We start from the raw sequence: 16,922 nt of genomic DNA, 5'->3' as shown, positions 1-16,922 counted from the left end.
AGCCGATTCGTTCGATTTTGAACGAATTAGCTCTTTTTTCTTTGCTGTTTCTTACTCTGTATCTTTCATTAACGTTATAATCCGTTTAAGATTGACCGCAAAAATGGTCATGGCACCTTGCATTCGCATGCCAAATAGACCCGCTGATTTGGCTACATCATACCCGTGTCTATGTTTTAATTCACTATTCTTCGCTTCGATTTTATAACGAGATTTGGCTTTGACTTTAAATTCATCGCTATTTTGAAACGCTTCTTGATCTTTATGTTCTGTCGATTTAATCGTTACCGAGTAAGTTTTACTTTTCGCACCTTCTTTATAACAACCTTGACGAAACGGGCAGCTTTTACATTTATTAATATCAAAATAATAGGTTTGACATTGATTTCTCACTACATTTTTCTTTTGAGTACGCGCTTTTCTAATCGCCATGTGACCGGCCTTACAAACATACATCCCTGCATCTTTATTAAATTCAAATTCCTCTTCCTTCGTACGACTCCCTTGTGTAATTTGAGGGTGTAATTTTGACACCAGTTCAAGTTCATTTTCCTTGGCATAAAGAATATTATCTTTTCCAGAATAAGCTGTATCCCCAAGCACTGCTTCAATTTCCATGCCTGTTTCCTGACTTTTTTCAATTAAATCTTGAAGGTATTTCCCATCACTTTTTTCTCCAGTTGTCACAATCGCAGCTGTAATCAATCGTTCATCATTTATTGCAATATGTGTTTTGTAGCCAAAGAAAGAGGAGTCTGCTGTTTTATGACCTACGCGTGCATCTGGATCCGTTGAGAAATCGAGCCGTTCTGTATAATCTTCTACAACTTCCTTTAATACATTTAACTTCTCTTTGACGGCTGGAATGTTTACAAGGTGAACCTCTTTTTCAATTACTGAAATCACTTTTTCACAATAAGCCAATTCATCTTCAACTTCGTTAGAAGTTGTTTTCGTTGGGAACTTTTCTTTCATGGTTTCATCGAATTGATACACAGTTTTACGTACATTTTTGGATTTTTCCATTAAAAATTCTTTCGGTGATTTTTGGTTATATCGCGCTTTTGTATGCGTGGCGTCTACAATAATCGATTTACTTTTGATAAGCTCTTTTTCAAGTGCAATTTCAACTGTCTTTTGAATGAGTAAGTCTAATAAATCCAAGTCATTTAGACGTAGCTTGCGAAATTTCGTTAAGGAACTGGGATCAATGACTGAAGCCTCTGGTGCCATATCAAGAAAGTATTTGAAAGACATATCGTACTTAGAGCGTTCGACAACATCAACATCTGATAAATCAAAGATTGATTTAAGTAATAAATATTTAAACATGCGAATCGGCGGGACTGCATTGCGACCGTTATCGTGACAATATTTACTTTTCAATTCCTCTAAAACAAAGGAGTAATCTACAAGTTCATTGATTTGACGCAGCATATTATCTTTTGGTACAACGATATCGTAGATGGCTATATATGGGCTAAGATTGAAGGTTTCTTGAGTAGGGATCATGGGACCACCGCCTGGAATTAGTCCTTTTATCATACAATAAAACAGCGATTCATTTTCGATTTAATCGAAAATGAATCGCTGTTTAGTGTTTTATAGTCTGGTTTTTAGCATACTCCGTTGATTGTAGCGGAAGATGGCGACTCCTACGGGATGAAGCGGGACAGGCGAGACCCCACAGGAGCGCGGTTTTCGCGACGAGGAGGCTCACCGCCCGCCCCGTGGAAAGCGTCCATCTGTAGCGGAAATCAACAAATTCTAGAAAACCTCAGGTGAAGAGGACTTTTTCAGTGACCTCCCATTTTTGTAAATGTCTTCATTTAGTGTAAAACCTTCCATCATAAAAAAACCTTCTTGCCAATCTTCTTTTGATTGTACTTTTGAATGTACTAATAAATTATCAAAACTTAGTGAACGTATTTCCATCCCCATACCCAAGCACCTTCTTCCGGTTTAATCGTTCAGCATAAAACCTTTTTTATCAAAGTTAAAACTTTTAAAGCGAAATTTACAATACAAAATAACCAACTGTTCTGGCACCATAAATATCATTACATAAAAAATCGTGAAAAATATTACAATTACGACCGCTCCATATATATCATCCAAATTTGCAGTTCGAACAACGTATTGTATGATGAACAATAAGCCTGTTCCTCCAATTATAGCTAGAGGAATATATGATTTAGTTTCAAACTTCTCTCTTAATTCGTCATTTTTTGATCCTTTTCGATAAAATCCATTTTGAAGCAATATGTAGAATCGAATGAAAGTTGCCCCTAAAAGAAGTAAAGCTAATATTAAGGTAATCATTGTAAAAGTTAATAGTGATTCTTCAGTACTTTTTGCTCCTTCACCAATTAAAAACATCGCACATAAATAACAAAAGGAAGCAACTCCATTTAGCGATGTTAAGATTAATAAAAAATACTGCACTTTTTGGCTGCGATAATAGATAGTAGGAATCGCATACAGAAGCGAAATCGCAACTAATATAGCTGTAATCCATAAGTGTGTCGATTGTATTCTATCAACATTTGGATAGATCGTAGAAGCTGCAGCTACGTTGTAAGTTAAGTAATAAAACAAAACTTGTATAAATACGGATATCAGTAATGCAAAACCTATGGAGCTAGGACTTTGTCTACCTGACCCTAATGGCTTTTTTAATACTTCAAAATCTTCTTCATTCAACTTATTTAATAAAATGGTATTTCCCCCTATTCAACTGAAACAATCTTCAAGTACAATAGAAAACCAGGTTTAGCAGATTAATAGTCATACATTAATCTGCTAACGGAACCAACCTTTAACATGATCCATTGCTGATTTATCTTGATTTCCATCTTTATCTTTACTTCTTTTATTTAAGAGGTAATTTAATCCGATTCCAAGCCCAACACCAAGTGCTGTCCCCACTCCTGGAACAGGGACGAGTACAGTTAACAAGGCTATACTTCCCGCTTGAACCGCGGCGCCTACACCAGTATCTATTACAGTATCTACTGTTGCTCTTCCAGCAGCTTGACCATCACTAAGACCAGATCCTTTAGCTTCGTCAAAGTTATTGTAGTAATTAAGGCCAGCTCCAACAGGACCTAATGCTTTTACAGAGCCTTTTAATATTCCACTATTTTTTATTCCTTTAATGTCAACGATATCAGTGAAGCCGCTTTGGGTACCTTTTAACGTAGATTTCCCAAAGTTTGTTGCTTTCTCTTTGATTGATGCACTATTACTCCAATATTCAAGTTGAGGATGATTATTTAAAACACCTTGCGCTGGATTACTAAACCATTGCGAAGATCCTGAGTGTTTACTAGCTGCTTTCAGTAAAAAGTCTTTATTACTTCCATTCGTTGTCTCAACACCTAAATACTTTAAACCTCTATCGTTTACATAGACACGGTACGAGTTATTTCCGTTTCTTAAATCAGGAAAACCACCTACTGATCTTAACCCACCTTTTTTATATGCCATAAACATTGCAAAACTTGAATAGCCATTTGGAATTGTTGCTCCCTATAATTTTACGCCGTCACCTAATTGTTGCATTGGTTTAGTAGACGTTGAATCTAAATTCCCTATATTATCTTCATCCGCGCCATCTGTTACAGTTGATAAGTCGCTCTCTTCTGCTTCTAGTGCTGTTGAAAGAGGGCTTGAATTTGTATATTCCATCCAGGCATCTATCGGGAAATTGATATCTGTTAAGCCTTCAGTAAACAAACTTTCAATATCAGCCACCCATGTTTTCAAAACGGCTAAATCATTTTCAATTTCATTTAATTTAAGTGTTTGTGTCGAATCAAATTCATTCAAATCAGTAACAGTAGTGTCGCGTTTGGTCTTCGCTTTTTTAACACCTATTTGAACGTCACTATCGTTGAGATTTGGAAGTGATACGATATCACTCACTGAACTAATTGTTGCATTCGATTCATTTGTTAACGTTTCCGTACTTTTGCTGATTTTGATAAGACCTGTTTCAAGTTCATTTTCAAGAAAACTTTGATTTATATAACCATTGGAATTAGGTTCAAGACTCGAAAGAGCTGCATTCATCCCGTCAAGGATTGTCGTATACTTCGTATTAAAAGTTTTATAAAACTGTAAGAATGGTAGGTGACATTCATTGTAAAAAGCTCTTATTGCGTCACCGCCGAGAGTGTAAAATATCTTGTGTAAATGAATAAATACAAAAAGGAAGACCTTTTATTGGTAGAATTAAGTCACCACAACCAATCCTACAAAAGAGGCCTTCCCAATGACTCAGTTTACAACAGATATTGTTCAAGCACTAGTACAAAAACAAGATATTACCGAGGTTTTTCGTTCACATTTAGAAACAGCTGTAAATACCTTACTTACTACGGAGCTAACAGCGTTTTTAGATTATGAAAAATATGACCGTATCGGCTTTAATTCGGGGAATTCACGTAATGGTTCATATGACCGAACGCTGCACACTGAATATGGTGACCTTCAGGTCACGATTCCTCGTGATCGCAACGGTGAGTTTAAACAACAGACAGTCGCGCCTTATAAGCGATCAAACGATACACTCGAATCATTTGTCATCCACATGTTTCAAAAAGGCGTAACGATGTCAGAAATCGCTGATTTAATCGAGAAAATGTATGGCCATCATTACACACGTCAAACAATATCTAATATGACACAAGTAGTGGGTGAACAGGTAGAAGCCTTTAATAAAAGGAAGCTCAGTACGCGCTATGCATGTGTTTATTTAGACGCAACTTATATTTCAGTTCGACGTGAAACAGTTTCCAAAGAAGCTGTTTATATAGCCGTCGGCATTCGTGAAGATGGCTCAAAAGAAGTGATTGCTTACACAATCGCTCCAACAGAATCAGCCTTCAATTGGAAAGAGCTCCTCCTAGAAATAAAAGAACGTGGCGTAGAAGAAGTCCTTCTCTTCCTCTCAGATGGCTTAACAGGCATGGTGGACACAATTACAAGTGCATTTCCTAAAGCTCAATTCCAAACATTTCTAGTGCATGTGGCACGTACTATTTCTCATAAAGTACGAGTTGAAGATCGAGCTGAGATTTGCGAGGATTTCAAAACGGTTTACCGAGCTGATGATCAGGAAGTTGGCCAAGTCGCACTAGATAACTTCTGTTCAAAATGGCGTAAGTCGTATCCGAAGGTTACGAAATCACTCGCTACAAATGATTATCTACTTACCTTCTACAGTTTCCCTAAATCAATTTGGCGCAGCATATACTCAACGAATTTAATCGAGTCATTCAACAAGCAAATTAAGAAATACACAAAGCGTAAAGTGCAGTTTCCGAATGAAGAATCACTTGAGCGCTTCCTCGTTTCCCAGTTCGAAGATTATAACCAACGCTTCATCACACGATGTCATATTGGTTTCGATCAAGCACGTGCAGAGCTGGCTAATATGTTTGAAGCAAAAGAATAATAGTTAGTCTGCTTAACACAGAATTTGGTTTAGAAAAAAAGCTAATCTTAATACTAAGTTCTACTCACAAGTTATAAAAAAGCAATAAGTGATATTCACGATGAAAAGGTCGGATTGTCATTTACACATAAATATTGACACTCCCTCACCGCCTTCACCTTTTAAGGAATCATCCATTTTAACAAGCATTTCTATAGTAGTTTTTATATCTTGAATCTCAGTTTCTAATTTGCTGAACATTTGAAGATTCCTATTCAATCCTTCATGAAATGGGTTTACATCTAGTATCTTCAATTTACCACCTTCATCGGTCCAGTGCATGTTGTGGCAATTGCTTTGGAAATTGTTTCATCAGATGTACGCATAAACTGGACTGAGCTTTCCGTTGTTTTAATATTATTAAGTAATACTTTTTGATAGCTCGTTAATAATGTTTCAAGTTGAGTAGAAAGATCTGTTAATTTCGTTACGACATCCAATGTATTTCCAATAATTGGAGGCACGGCTTTTGGATTTAGTGATTCAGCGCGACCTTTCATATCACTTAATTGTGCTTCTACATCCGCATATAATATTTTCACTTCTGAAGACATTCTATTCCCTCCTCGAGATTTACTTCGTAGACTTTGCTTTTTCCGCGGCTTCCTCAGCTAACAAATGATTGATGGTTTGTTGTATCTGTTCAATTTCTATATTTAAAGCTGCAATTTTTGTAGTGATTGCTTCGTATACTTTACTAAATTGTGCGCCTGCTATTTCTAAGTAAGGTGTGTGAATACCAGATTCACGTATTTCATCAAAACTAGTGGCATGCTTACCTTGCCATGTCTTCGCTGTAAGTTCAGGTTCTAAACATTCATTTTCATGATTATTAAATTCCCCTTGTTTGACTACCAATTTCCCTTGGCAATCATTCAACCGCTGAACATCCTTAACTTTTTTTGCTTTTAAAGCATAATAATAAGATAACAAGAAAATCCCTCCCTTATTTTCTACTTACTTTGCTACCTTTATCACTAGTTTCCACTAAAATCTTTGGAATAAAATAGATGAACATTAATAGTAAACTAATAGAAATTAATGTGATGTAAATAATTGTTCTGAATCCATTGCCCTTAGGTTGTTCCGCAAATGGATTAAATTGTGGACTTATTTTCTGATGTTCTTCATTTTGAGTAAATAGGCCAATCTCGGATGTTCTTGCTGCGACCGTACTATTTACACCTCGTTCAGCTTCACGGAAAAGATATGAAGGATCCTGCTTTGACGGCAGTTTTCTACTGCCGTCAAAAAGGATTTCAAACTGCTTGACTGGGATGGTATTCTTCATTTCAATTTTCTTTTCATCATGTAAATAATCTGTATTTTTATTAAATTTTAATTTCTCATAGACAAATGGTTCAACATTGTCAATCGATTCTGGCTGATCAACTAATGAACTTGTAGCTACAGAAGAAATTGCGATAAACAGAAATACTGGAAAAATGGAGTTAACTTTCATACGTTTCATCTACTGAAGCAGTTTCAGTTTTTATTTTTCTATTTTGAAAGAATGACAATGAAAGGACAATTATTGTGAAAGTTATTACGATAGCTGTACTCCATCCAAATAGTGTCTCAGGTTCATACTTAAAGGACATATACACATTTGATAGTAAGTCTGGTATTGTAAGTTCGGGAACACCTAAGATGAGAAGTGGTGTAATGTAAATGCACATTAGAATTAAGCCCGCAAGCCATCCGGTTGTTTGACCATAACCCAATGCTAACCATATAAAGGAAGCACCTGCTAATAATAATAAAATAGTGAATATGGTCCATTCAATTGCCCGTTCATCTCTCAATACATACATATTGACACTATAAAAACTAATTAGTAAACCTGTAACGATAGCTAACATTGATAATAATCCGAGTCGTAATTTGAATGTTCCCACCTGTAATCTATAAGAAAAGAAACCGATTAATAAACTGCTAATAAGCAATATGATGAAAAGAATTACTGGTGGGACTTTTTTAAGTTCATCCAACGCAGTTGCTTCTCCTTTTACTTGTAATGGATTTACTAAGTGATTAAATACATAGCCATTTTCCTGTCCGTCAATATACGTGTTTGAAAGAAAATCTTTAATGTCTTGATTAAAGTCACCCATAGCACTCACATTAATATCCCATTTATTACTGAATGAAGCTGATGTATCTTTTATGTTATTAGCTTTACCATTTAAATCTTTTGCATACGAAACGATTCCATCTTGTTTTTGTGACATAGAATTCATGAGGCTACTTAAATTGACGAGCTGCGTTCCAACATTTTGCTGCTCGGACATTACCGCACCTTCATTTACTGTTTGAACAGGCTCTCCTGATGGAATATATGTCGATGGTGTATTAATTTGTGAAAGCAAAACATTTCCTTGTTCAGTAATGGCTGCTAAATCACCTGTTAAGGCCGCATGTTGTTCTTCCATCGACTCTTCAAAGCCTGACATAATGGCTGCAAAAGTGGAGTTTAACTTGATAAATCCAAGCTGTGTTCCAGGAATTTCATCCTCAAGTGAAGCCCATCCATTTTGTTCTTCTTCATCAATCTCCACTACGCTTTTTAATAACGCCTTGAAGATTTCATCTTTTAATAATTCATCTTTATGTGTTCCGCTTCCTTGTTCATCTAAAGTTAAACCAAATTGTTGAAGTGTAGCAAAATACGCAAGTAATGATTTTATATCACTTTCCACGTTACCCGTATTAAAGATTTCTTCTAATTGAATTTTCTTTTCATTTGTCAGTGAATCATGTTCTAATAAGGAGTTTTCTTTATCTTTTATTTCCATAAATAGTCTTGCTGTATCAGCAGGATATGAATTTAAGATTTGTTGAACAGTTTGGTACTCCTCATTTAATTTATTATAATAACCTAGTAACTCATCGTATGCAGCAGATGCATTTGAATAATCAGTTGCATCGTCCTTTTCTGTTTTACTTAACAAACTTTCTTGGATAGCGAGTTCGTTCGTCACAGTCATTAATTCTGTTTCTAGTCGAGTAAGTTCCGCTATCATTGTTGATTCAGGATCTTTTTTCTGAACGTTTTCTTTTAACGTTGCAAGTGAAGATATAATTTCTTTGGCTTTTTCCTGTTCTGCCAGAAGTCCTGTAAAAGTACGGTTAGATTTTGTGACTGCTTCTTCTGCTATTTGCTTATTCTTTGATAATAAATCTTCTGTGGATGGTAAACCTGCTATGCTTCCTGCTGGAACGATAGAATTACTTTTGTCTGCTTTAATTTGTTTTTCAAGCTTATTTAAAATAGTCGTATTATAACGGTCAATTGCTTTACCTTGTACAACGAGCAAATCATCCATCTGACGATTAACTTGTTCTTTTCGGAGTTCAGATAATTTATTAAACTTGTTTTTATTTTCATCAATTTTTTCATTCATTTTATTAACTTCATCATTTACTTTGCTTGTACTGTTTTCTAATGAAAGCACTGATTTATTATATTGACTAATTTGCTTCGTAGCCGCTGCTTGAACTTTAGCCAAGCTATCGCCTTGTATTTGTACTAATATGTCTTTTTGCTGATCCTGAAATCCCTTGTATTTATCCACATAAGTTATGAACTCAGAAAACTGCTGACTAAAGGAATCTACATTTTGAACGCGGTCATCATGAGCTTGATTTGCCTCACCCATAGTTGAACGTAAAGCTTCTACCTGCTCCTTTTGTTTCGTCATTTCTTCAGCAAGTTCTGCAGAACCTGGTTTGTAATAGGAAGACATCGCCGTTAAAAATTCTGTTTCTTTATCTAATATTGTCGCGAATTCCTTTTTAATATAATCCATTTCTAATGCAACATAACTCCAATATAAAGTAGATACTTTTTGGTTCACTCTATTTGTAGCAGCTTCAATCTCATGTAAGACTTTCTCTTTATTTGTACCTGTTTTCTGACGCTGAACTTGATAGGAAAACTCTGCTTTCCTCGGATTATCTTCTTCATATGACATTATATTTTCTGAAAAGTCAGAAGGTATATATACTATAGCTTCATACTGATTTGCTTTTAGTCCGTTAACTGCAGAACCACGGCCCATCGCTTTCCATTCATAGGGGGATTCGTCAGCTAATATGGATATAACATCTTTCCCCATCTCAATTGTTTCTTGGTCCTTTGCATCACCCAAGTCTTCATTGACAATTGCAATGACGCGTTTTTGAGGGCCATTCATTTCAAGGAGACTTCCTCCTAAGAATTGAAAAAACAGTATTGGGACAGCTAATATGAGTAGTACAGCAGCACCCAATTTTATTGCTCTTTTCCTATTGTTCATTGATGTAACTTCCTTTCAATCTTGCAAATCGGTGTTTGGATTTTTAAATCACTACCGTTCAATATATAATGGGCGTAGCCTATCGGAAGATCCTGTTCCTTACGTTCGTATGCAACGGTATACAACGTTTGTTCTGACTTTTTCATAAAGAGCAATGCTTGGCGTACTAGTTTTAATTCATTGGTGAATACATCATAGCCTTTCGTAATTTCTGCATTCGTTCCAGTGACAATGACATTAAATCCTAAATGCGAATACTTCTTCATTAGTTTTACCAAACGATCTTGAATCCCTATATCTACAACTTGTAAAAACCTCGCATATTCATCGATAATGAAAAAGGATGGTACTAATTCCTTGTTTACTTGTTGAGAATCAATTCGAGATAAGTAATCCTTTTCTACTTCAATGTAATTTTGCTCTACTCCAGTTAACCAATCAGATATTTGTTCTTTTGTATTTAAATAGTTCACATCTTTATCAAATGCGAATGATGATAATCCTCGATCGAATGAATCAAAAATTGCTATAAAACCATTTTGTTGATCCAACAACGTATGAATCATTACTTTTAACATATTCGTTTTTCCTCGTCGTCCTTGTCCTATTAACAAGCAATGTCGATTTCTTTTGAAGTCAATCAAAACTGGTTCTACTCTATCTTCATCTAGACCAATAGCGACACAGCCTGACTTAATGACTTCATTCTCAACATATGTCGACAGAGTAGTTGTAGATAGTTCAAACGGTAACATCGGAATCGGTTTTGGTTGCCCAAAATTGATATAAAATTCTTTTAAATCGGCTACTTTTTCTTTTACCTTTTCTAACACATCAAAATCATTACTACCTTTTGCAGGCATATAAAGTTGTGTAAAATAAGAGGCTTCTTTTTTTAGTACTGCCCTTCCTGGAAAAGGTTCTAACTCAAACGGAAGCCGTCCTACAATGGTAAATGCTTCTGAAGAATCCATTAAATAATGGACAACTTTTGTTTTCAAGTTATTCATAAGGGACTGACGAACTGCTTGTGCCCTCGTTGCAGAGATAAAAAGATATACACCAAGCGATTGTCCATCTCTACCAAATTGATTTAACTGTGCTTCTAGATCTTCCATTTCTTCACGCACAATATCGTAATTATCTACTATTATATAAACAAGTGGTAAAGGTATCTCAGATAATCTGTTAAACATATTGATATTATTGACCTCTGATAGTTGAAAGGCAATTTTTCTAGAACTAATTTCTTTCTTAATGAAAGAAATTAATTTATCTCTTTTTAATTCTTCTTCAAGCGTAAAGTAATCTGCAGTATGTGGAAGTTGGCGCAATGGTAAGAGTGAGCCATTCCCATAATCTAAAATATAAAAGACAACTTCTTCAGATGAGTAATTTTCGGCGATTCCTAATAGAGTTGTCAATAGTGTATACGATTTCCCGTATCCTGAAGAGCCGAATACGCCTAAATTCCCATCAATCATTGGCTGATAATGCATCGTAGTTTGACTTTGCTTTTCAGGTTCATCAATTAAACCAATTGCAATTAATGAAGAATCTTCTATGTTTTCGTTTTTTCTCTCTATTCTTAACGGAAGTGGTGGAAGCCATGGACTTGCCAATTTCTGAATACCCATATTAGTTTGAGTAGCGGCGATTTCGGCTGTCACTGCTTCAATTTCAGTTATATTACTTTTCTTATTTCCTATGTTTAATGCAATTTCTGAAAGTGGATTTAAACCTAAATCGGTAACAATCGCAATTTCGTCTTCGCCCTCAAAGCTTTCTTCTTGATACGGTGAACCACTCCAAGCAGATTGAAACAATTCGTATACTTCATTGTTTCCTACCTGTAAATAGCCACGACCTGTCACTGTAATTGAAGCAGCATCGCTATTTTTCAAGATTTCTTTACTATCTGTTGCATCCTGTACTTTCAATGCAACACGAAAACGAGCGTTACTCCATATCTGTTGATCAATGATGCCTCCTGGTTTTTGTGTTGCTAAAATTAGATGCACACCTAAACTACGTCCAATTCTTGCTGTACTGACAAGTTCTCGAATAAATTCAGGTTCTTCACTTTTTAATTCAGCAAACTCATCAGATATAAGGAATAAATGCGGCAATGGTTCCTCTGCTTTTTCTTCCTTAACGAGACTCGTATAATCATCGATATGACTCACAGTATGTTGATCAAAAAGACGTTGTCGTCGTTTTAATTCACTATTAATAGAAGCAAGTGCGCGCATACTAAAGTTTTTACTACCTTCAATATTTGTAATTGTTCCCAATAAATGTGGAATGTTTTTGAAAGGTTGAGCCATTCCACCACCTTTGTAGTCAATCAATAAGAAAGCGACTTCATGAGGATGGAAATTTACAGCAAGCGACAAAATATAAGTCTGTAGGAATTCGCTTTTACCCGAACCTGTTGTACCAGCTAAAAGTCCATGTGGTCCATGTGCTTTTTCATGTAAGTTTAGTTCAACGAGATCTTCTTTACCTTTAAAGCCAACAGGTACTGCAAGTGATTTGGCAGATTCATTTTCCAACCAATTATTTTCAATTGCTAGATTTTTAACATCTTTAACACCGAACATTTCTAGAAAACTTACGGTGTTCGGTATTGAATTTTTGACACCTACTTGATGGTTTAAATTCCTTAACAACCTAGCATAACTTTCATTTGTTAAGCTAGAATAGCTATCTATCATGAAAGGAATCTCTACTGCTCTTTTTTCATTGATAATAATGTCCCCTTCACGCGCATTTACATAGCGCACAAGTGTATGAACATTTTCCGTAATTCTCTCTTTAGCAGAGGCAGTGAATATAACGGATATTCCTAGCTCTTCATGACTTTTCCCCTCTAGAAATTCTAAGATTACATGTTCTGAAATAAGTAAATAATCAGAAACTATAAATATTAAATGTGGGGTGAAATTCACTTCACCTTTATTTTCATCAACATCACGTTCTCTAATCATTTCGTAGATAGATGATAAGAGCTGATCCCTTGTTACTTCATTATAAATTAAAGATTTTGCATGCATATCTGGCAACGAAAAATGTGGAAGCCACTTCATCCATTCCATTTGTGCATAATCCTTGTGGTTAAAAATATGAATGAATCGAACATCTAGATAACTATGGAAGAAAGCAAGTTGACCAATTATTTGAGAAAGTTCTTTTTGAAGAATAGACTCTTTACCTACAAGGCCTAAAATACCTTTCGATAGTGCAGCAGTTATAGGCGCATTGGATACTTTCTTAAAGACTTTTTCCATCTGTTGTGATTGTTTTAATAAGTCGTCAATTTCTCTATTTGCTAGATCACTAGACGATAAGCTTATGGTATAACTCGAAGGTACATCCCCGGTTCCCAATCGAATATCCAGGAAATCGTGACTTTCTAAAGACCGTTCCCATATTCTTCCTGAAACGTTTTTAGTCATCATCTTCATTTGCTCAAACGAAGGATAATGGTGTACTAAAACTTCTTTTTGCTTGTTAGATAAAGTATAAAGCTCCTCTCGCATATTTTTCAAATATGCCGTATACACGCGAATTCTTTTGGCTTCATTTATTTTTTTTCTTTTCTTGTCTTTAAAATATTGAAATGTCGAAGTAACCAAAGTCATCATAAACATTGAAATGGATATAATTATAAAAATACCGCGCGGAATTAACAAAGCTACTAATCCCATTACGACGAGCATAACAAGTGGAGGAGCAATAATGAGCCATAATCCACGTCCAGTATCCTCACTTTCTTGAGAAGGAAATGTTAGTGTAACTTTGTCGTCGGGTACCTCATATATCATTCTTGGTGTACGTCTATAATTAGGAAACATTTTAGCCATCTCAGATTGCGGTAGTTCCACAATTGGTAATTCTGATTTTAAATTGGCTACAGATGAAACGTGTATAATATCTTCTTTCTGTAACTGGATTTCCATGAAAGCCCATAGAATTAAATCCCCAATTTGTATTTGAAAATTACCTATACGCTCCATCCCATTCACATAAAGTTTACATGTTGGAGGTATATCAATTTGCCAGCCATGTATAGTTTTTAATAATGTAAAACCATCACTGTGATAGTCAATTTGATTCGAATCATATTTAATAGAAGCTTGTTGTGTATTAGAACCAAAAGAAATTTCCTTTTCATAACCTAGATAGTATGTTTTCAGCCTTCTTTGAGAAGGTGTAAGGACTAATTTTAACTCTCTTCCTTTTCTAGGAACGACGACTGAATTTGTTTTAGTCAGAAAACCAAGTTCTTTTCCTCCTTCTAAAACGAAAAAACCATCTTCTCCTTTTTCTAAACTCATTGGTCCATGAGGGAAAGGAAAAGATTGTATGGTTACATCATAGCTAATATCCGAACCAAACATCATTTTTGTGAAATCATATTCGTTAAATTCCACGCATTGGTAATGACGGTCATAAAATAACCAAAGTAGTAAAATATTCAGCACTTCCTTCTTTACTTCTTTTCTAATATAAATTATTTATGGTGTAGGACTTTCTGTTTTTGTTTCCTCTTTTTCTTGTTCTAATTCTTTTTTTCTTTTAAGTTCTTCTTGTTTTTCAAGTTCTTCCTGATCTGCTGCTTTTTTTTGCTGAGCTTGTTCTTTTTCTTTTTCCTTTTCTAGTACTTCTTCATTTTCCAATTCTTTTAGTTGTTCTCTTTCATCCATTAATTTTTCATATTCCTTCACTTCATCATCAATTTCCCTTAATAACTCTTCCTTTTTTTCTCCGGTAAGATCTTTCTCAGATTGAATTTCATCGCGTCTTTTTAATAAACCATATGTGATAAGTTCCCCGTCTTCCATTAATCTAGCTAAATCAATGGCTTTTTCCGCTTCTCCACGACCTATGTAAATCCAATACTTTAAGTACTCCTCATCTGTAAGCAAAGTTAAATTATTAAGTACATTTCGCTTCTGTTCCTCATCTAAACGTTCATTAACGACAGAAGAATGCGCTAACTCGTAGAGTACGACATAAGGCATCGGTTTTATCCTTTGTGACTCAAGAATCGTAACGACTTCACTATATTTGTTCATTAAGTATGCTTCATGGCCGTTTAAATAAGCTTCATTTCTAGGTTTTTCATATATAAATGTATAAATAATAAATATAAATGCAGGAATAATTAATATGCTAATAATACTTGTCAGGATCTTAAACGACTTCCATCTCTTAAGTGGTATCTTTTCAAAGCTTTTCTCTTTTTTCTCAACTTGCTCAATTTGTTCTTTTATATAATTCTTTAGAGAATGACTATCCTCCATCGACATTATCGATGAAGTAGTGACTTTCAAATCCAAAGCTTCAAAATACTTTACATATTCTTCAAAGGTTTTAGTATTGTCTAACACTGCAGCAATAACAGCTTTAGTTTCAAGCCATACCCTTTCACCATCTTCCACGAATGGGGGGAGACTGTCGCGTACACCAAGATGAATGTAGAAAGGTGTCATACCAGTATCAAATACTAAATTTTCTGGGCAAACAACTTGCGTTAACCGCCCATTAGGAAAACTATTTGTCATATCAACTAGTTGATAAGCAAAAATCCATTTTGATTTTTCATCTTGCTTCCTAATTTCTTCAAAGCGCATAAATAATTTCGGCATTTCGGTACTAATTATTACTTCATCATCAGTAATGCTAATGTCTTTTTTAAATCTCAATTCTTCGTTCAATAAGAAATCAATTTCAGCACGATTCTTTAATCCAATTCTTTCTTTTTGAAAAATAAATGTCGACTTATTTTCTTCAACATTAATATCTGCATCCAATAACCGCTGTAGATAACTACTCTCTTTTTCGGACATCATGATATCCCCTTTATATTATTTCAAGTCGATCGCCGGACAAAATGCAACATTCTTCTAATGTTAAGTGACCAGGAAATAATTTATTTTTATTAATCACCCGAATCCAATGTCCTTCACGCTGTTTCTCTGAAATAGATTGTGCTTGCCACGCAATGTCTATTAATTTCTTAATTGTGAGGTAGTTTGATAGACGAAGATCAAAAACAACTCCATTATATTTTTCTAAATCAACTGTTATTTCTATGTACATATTTATTCACCTCATCAAATATGGAGCGTCTTAAATATTGAAAGACGCCCCAACTAGTAAATTATCAATTATCCACGGATTTGACTAGCAATTTGCTGATCTGCGTCTTGTAACGATTCACCAGCACGGTTAAGTTGAATTCCAACTTCGCTTAATAATTCACGCATTTCATTAAAGTGTGGCTTTAGGCGTTCGTATTGTTCAGCAAATGCAGCACTAGAGGCACCTTCCCACATTGATTGTAATTCACCAATCATGCCATCTAAACGTCCAATTTGAGAAGCTACTTCCCCTGATTCGTGTGTATAACGAGTTGACATAGCTGAAAGTTCAGCAGGTGTTACGCGAATAATTCCTGACATAAAAACATCCCCTTAATATTATCGAGTTTTTGTTCTAATGAAACATTAGAAATTGCAGCTAATATAATTTTGAAGAGTCTTTAAAAAAACTCGCTTTCTAATGTTTACCCACAATTTACCAAACCAAACTTAATTGCACCACTTCTCTATTTACCATGTATGTTACTTTACTACTTCTTATAAATACCAAACTTAATATACTTTGTCAAAGTTAACCATATAACATGATTTATACATAGGTTAATTGACACCACTCATATAGTCCTTATATGAATTCAAAACAAATATATTGCTTCCAAGTCAGTCTCATAGCTATAATAAATTCAGTTACTATAGTACATTAGTTACCTAGTTGGAAGTTACTTTGCTCACTTTATTAAAAAGAGTTACAAATCGCTACTATTGATAGATTTTTATATACTTAACTAGAAGGTGTATGGCTTGAATTTGAGATAAATACTGTATTTATATTTAAAAACAGAATATTTCCTCTCTTATTTAAAATAATATACTTTGAAGCTTTTGTAGAATTCTGTATTTAATGTTTAAAACTCTAAATATTTCTGAAAGTTACTATGTGAATCAATTTCATAATGCGTACTTTTAAAAAATCATATAGAAACAGAATTAAAAATGATTTCTTAAAAAAACGAA

Annotated in this window: 15 protein-coding genes; 1 reads left to right on the top strand and 14 read right to left on the bottom strand. The window is 34.7% G+C overall.

The features are described from left to right. Positions 1-51 precede the first annotated feature (51 nt). The 5 genes from AC3RV6_RS09035 to AC3RV6_RS09015 form a co-directional block, all read right to left on the bottom strand. Positions 52-1,512: an IS1182 family transposase gene (locus tag AC3RV6_RS09035; protein WP_489749106.1), complete on the bottom strand. Its 1,461-nt coding sequence runs from the start codon at positions 1,510-1,512 to the stop codon at positions 52-54. Between the two features lie 255 nt (positions 1,513-1,767). Beyond that, positions 1,768-1,941, bottom strand: a complete 174-nt coding sequence (locus AC3RV6_RS09030) for a hypothetical protein (protein WP_489749105.1) — start codon at positions 1,939-1,941, stop codon at positions 1,768-1,770. A 21-nt stretch (positions 1,942-1,962) separates the two neighbouring features. Continuing rightward, complete coding sequence (locus tag AC3RV6_RS09025) at positions 1,963-2,703, bottom strand: ABC transporter ATPase (protein ID WP_489749104.1); 741 nt, start codon at positions 2,701-2,703, stop codon at positions 1,963-1,965. 99 nt (positions 2,704-2,802) lie between these two features. Further along, positions 2,803-3,489: a hypothetical protein gene (locus AC3RV6_RS09020; RefSeq protein WP_489749103.1), complete on the bottom strand. Its 687-nt coding sequence runs from the start codon at positions 3,487-3,489 to the stop codon at positions 2,803-2,805. A gap of 42 nt (positions 3,490-3,531) precedes the next feature. Then, positions 3,532-4,161: a T7SS effector LXG polymorphic toxin gene (locus AC3RV6_RS09015; RefSeq protein WP_489749226.1), complete on the bottom strand. Its 630-nt coding sequence runs from the start codon at positions 4,159-4,161 to the stop codon at positions 3,532-3,534. Positions 4,162-4,276: 115 nt separating this feature from the next. On the opposite strand from AC3RV6_RS09015, the gene AC3RV6_RS09010 reads away from it, so the two are divergent. Beyond that, positions 4,277-5,461, top strand: a complete 1,185-nt coding sequence (locus AC3RV6_RS09010; protein WP_489749102.1) for an IS256 family transposase — start codon at positions 4,277-4,279, stop codon at positions 5,459-5,461. A 117-nt stretch (positions 5,462-5,578) separates the two neighbouring features. On the opposite strand, the gene AC3RV6_RS09005 is transcribed toward AC3RV6_RS09010, so the two are convergent. The 9 genes from AC3RV6_RS09005 to AC3RV6_RS08965 all read right to left on the bottom strand — a co-directional run bounded on the left by AC3RV6_RS09005 (position 5,579) and on the right by AC3RV6_RS08965 (position 16,268). Further along, positions 5,579-5,755 carry a T7SS effector LXG polymorphic toxin gene (locus AC3RV6_RS09005; RefSeq protein WP_489749101.1) on the bottom strand — a complete coding sequence of 59 codons (177 nt, stop codon included), beginning with the start codon at positions 5,753-5,755 and terminating at the stop codon, positions 5,579-5,581. Continuing rightward, positions 5,752-6,054 (bottom strand): YwqI/YxiC family protein, encoded by a 303-nt coding sequence (locus tag AC3RV6_RS09000; RefSeq protein WP_489749100.1) that lies wholly within the window; start codon positions 6,052-6,054, stop codon positions 5,752-5,754. The genes AC3RV6_RS09005 and AC3RV6_RS09000 overlap by 4 nt, the downstream gene beginning before the upstream one ends. Before the next feature lie 19 nt (positions 6,055-6,073). Next, positions 6,074-6,433, bottom strand: coding sequence for a YwqH-like family protein (locus AC3RV6_RS08995; RefSeq protein ID WP_489749099.1), 360 nt, complete (start codon positions 6,431-6,433; stop codon positions 6,074-6,076). Between the two features lie 13 nt (positions 6,434-6,446). Continuing rightward, positions 6,447-6,962: a type VII secretion EssA family protein gene (locus tag AC3RV6_RS08990; RefSeq protein ID WP_489749098.1), complete on the bottom strand. Its 516-nt coding sequence runs from the start codon at positions 6,960-6,962 to the stop codon at positions 6,447-6,449. After that, positions 6,952-9,798 (bottom strand): type VII secretion protein EsaA, encoded by a 2,847-nt coding sequence (gene esaA / locus AC3RV6_RS08985; RefSeq protein WP_489749097.1) that lies wholly within the window; start codon positions 9,796-9,798, stop codon positions 6,952-6,954. Before esaA ends, AC3RV6_RS08990 begins: the two co-directional genes overlap by 11 nt. Beyond that, positions 9,795-14,276, bottom strand: a complete 4,482-nt coding sequence (gene essC, locus AC3RV6_RS08980) for a type VII secretion protein EssC (protein WP_489749225.1) — start codon at positions 14,274-14,276, stop codon at positions 9,795-9,797. Before essC ends, esaA begins: the two co-directional genes overlap by 4 nt. 42 nt (positions 14,277-14,318) lie before the next feature. Further along, positions 14,319-15,653, bottom strand: a complete 1,335-nt coding sequence (gene essB / locus AC3RV6_RS08975; protein WP_489749096.1) for a type VII secretion protein EssB — start codon at positions 15,651-15,653, stop codon at positions 14,319-14,321. Positions 15,654-15,666: 13 nt separating this feature from the next. Continuing rightward, positions 15,667-15,906, bottom strand: a complete 240-nt coding sequence (gene yukD / locus AC3RV6_RS08970) for an ESX secretion system protein YukD (protein ID WP_489749095.1) — start codon at positions 15,904-15,906, stop codon at positions 15,667-15,669. A gap of 68 nt (positions 15,907-15,974) precedes the next feature. Then, positions 15,975-16,268, bottom strand: coding sequence for a WXG100 family type VII secretion target (locus AC3RV6_RS08965; protein ID WP_489749094.1), 294 nt, complete (start codon positions 16,266-16,268; stop codon positions 15,975-15,977). Between the last annotated feature and the right edge of the window lie 654 nt (positions 16,269-16,922).

It is taken from the genome of Sporosarcina sp. So3-204 (assembly GCF_058068165.1).
Note: the sequence above shows the minus strand (reverse complement) of the source record. Positions and strands in the feature narration are given on the sequence as shown.

Coding starts and splice junctions, on each gene's coding strand:
- AC3RV6_RS09000 (WP_489749100.1), bottom strand. CDS start 6,054: ATGTCTTCAGAAGTGAAAATATTATATGCGGATGTAGAAGCACAATTA.
- essB (WP_489749096.1), bottom strand. CDS start 15,653: ATGTCCGAAAAAGAGAGTAGTTATCTACAGCGGTTATTGGATGCAGAT.
- AC3RV6_RS08990 (WP_489749098.1), bottom strand. CDS start 6,962: ATGAAAGTTAACTCCATTTTTCCAGTATTTCTGTTTATCGCAATTTCT.
- AC3RV6_RS09030 (WP_489749105.1), bottom strand. CDS start 1,941: ATGGGGATGGAAATACGTTCACTAAGTTTTGATAATTTATTAGTACAT.
- yukD (WP_489749095.1), bottom strand. CDS start 15,906: ATGTACATAGAAATAACAGTTGATTTAGAAAAATATAATGGAGTTGTT.
- AC3RV6_RS09020 (WP_489749103.1), bottom strand. CDS start 3,489: ATGGCATATAAAAAAGGTGGGTTAAGATCAGTAGGTGGTTTTCCTGAT.
- esaA (WP_489749097.1), bottom strand. CDS start 9,798: ATGAACAATAGGAAAAGAGCAATAAAATTGGGTGCTGCTGTACTACTC.
- AC3RV6_RS08965 (WP_489749094.1), bottom strand. CDS start 16,268: ATGTCAGGAATTATTCGCGTAACACCTGCTGAACTTTCAGCTATGTCA.
- AC3RV6_RS09035 (WP_489749106.1), bottom strand. CDS start 1,512: ATGATCCCTACTCAAGAAACCTTCAATCTTAGCCCATATATAGCCATC.
- AC3RV6_RS09010 (WP_489749102.1), top strand. CDS start 4,277: ATGACTCAGTTTACAACAGATATTGTTCAAGCACTAGTACAAAAACAA.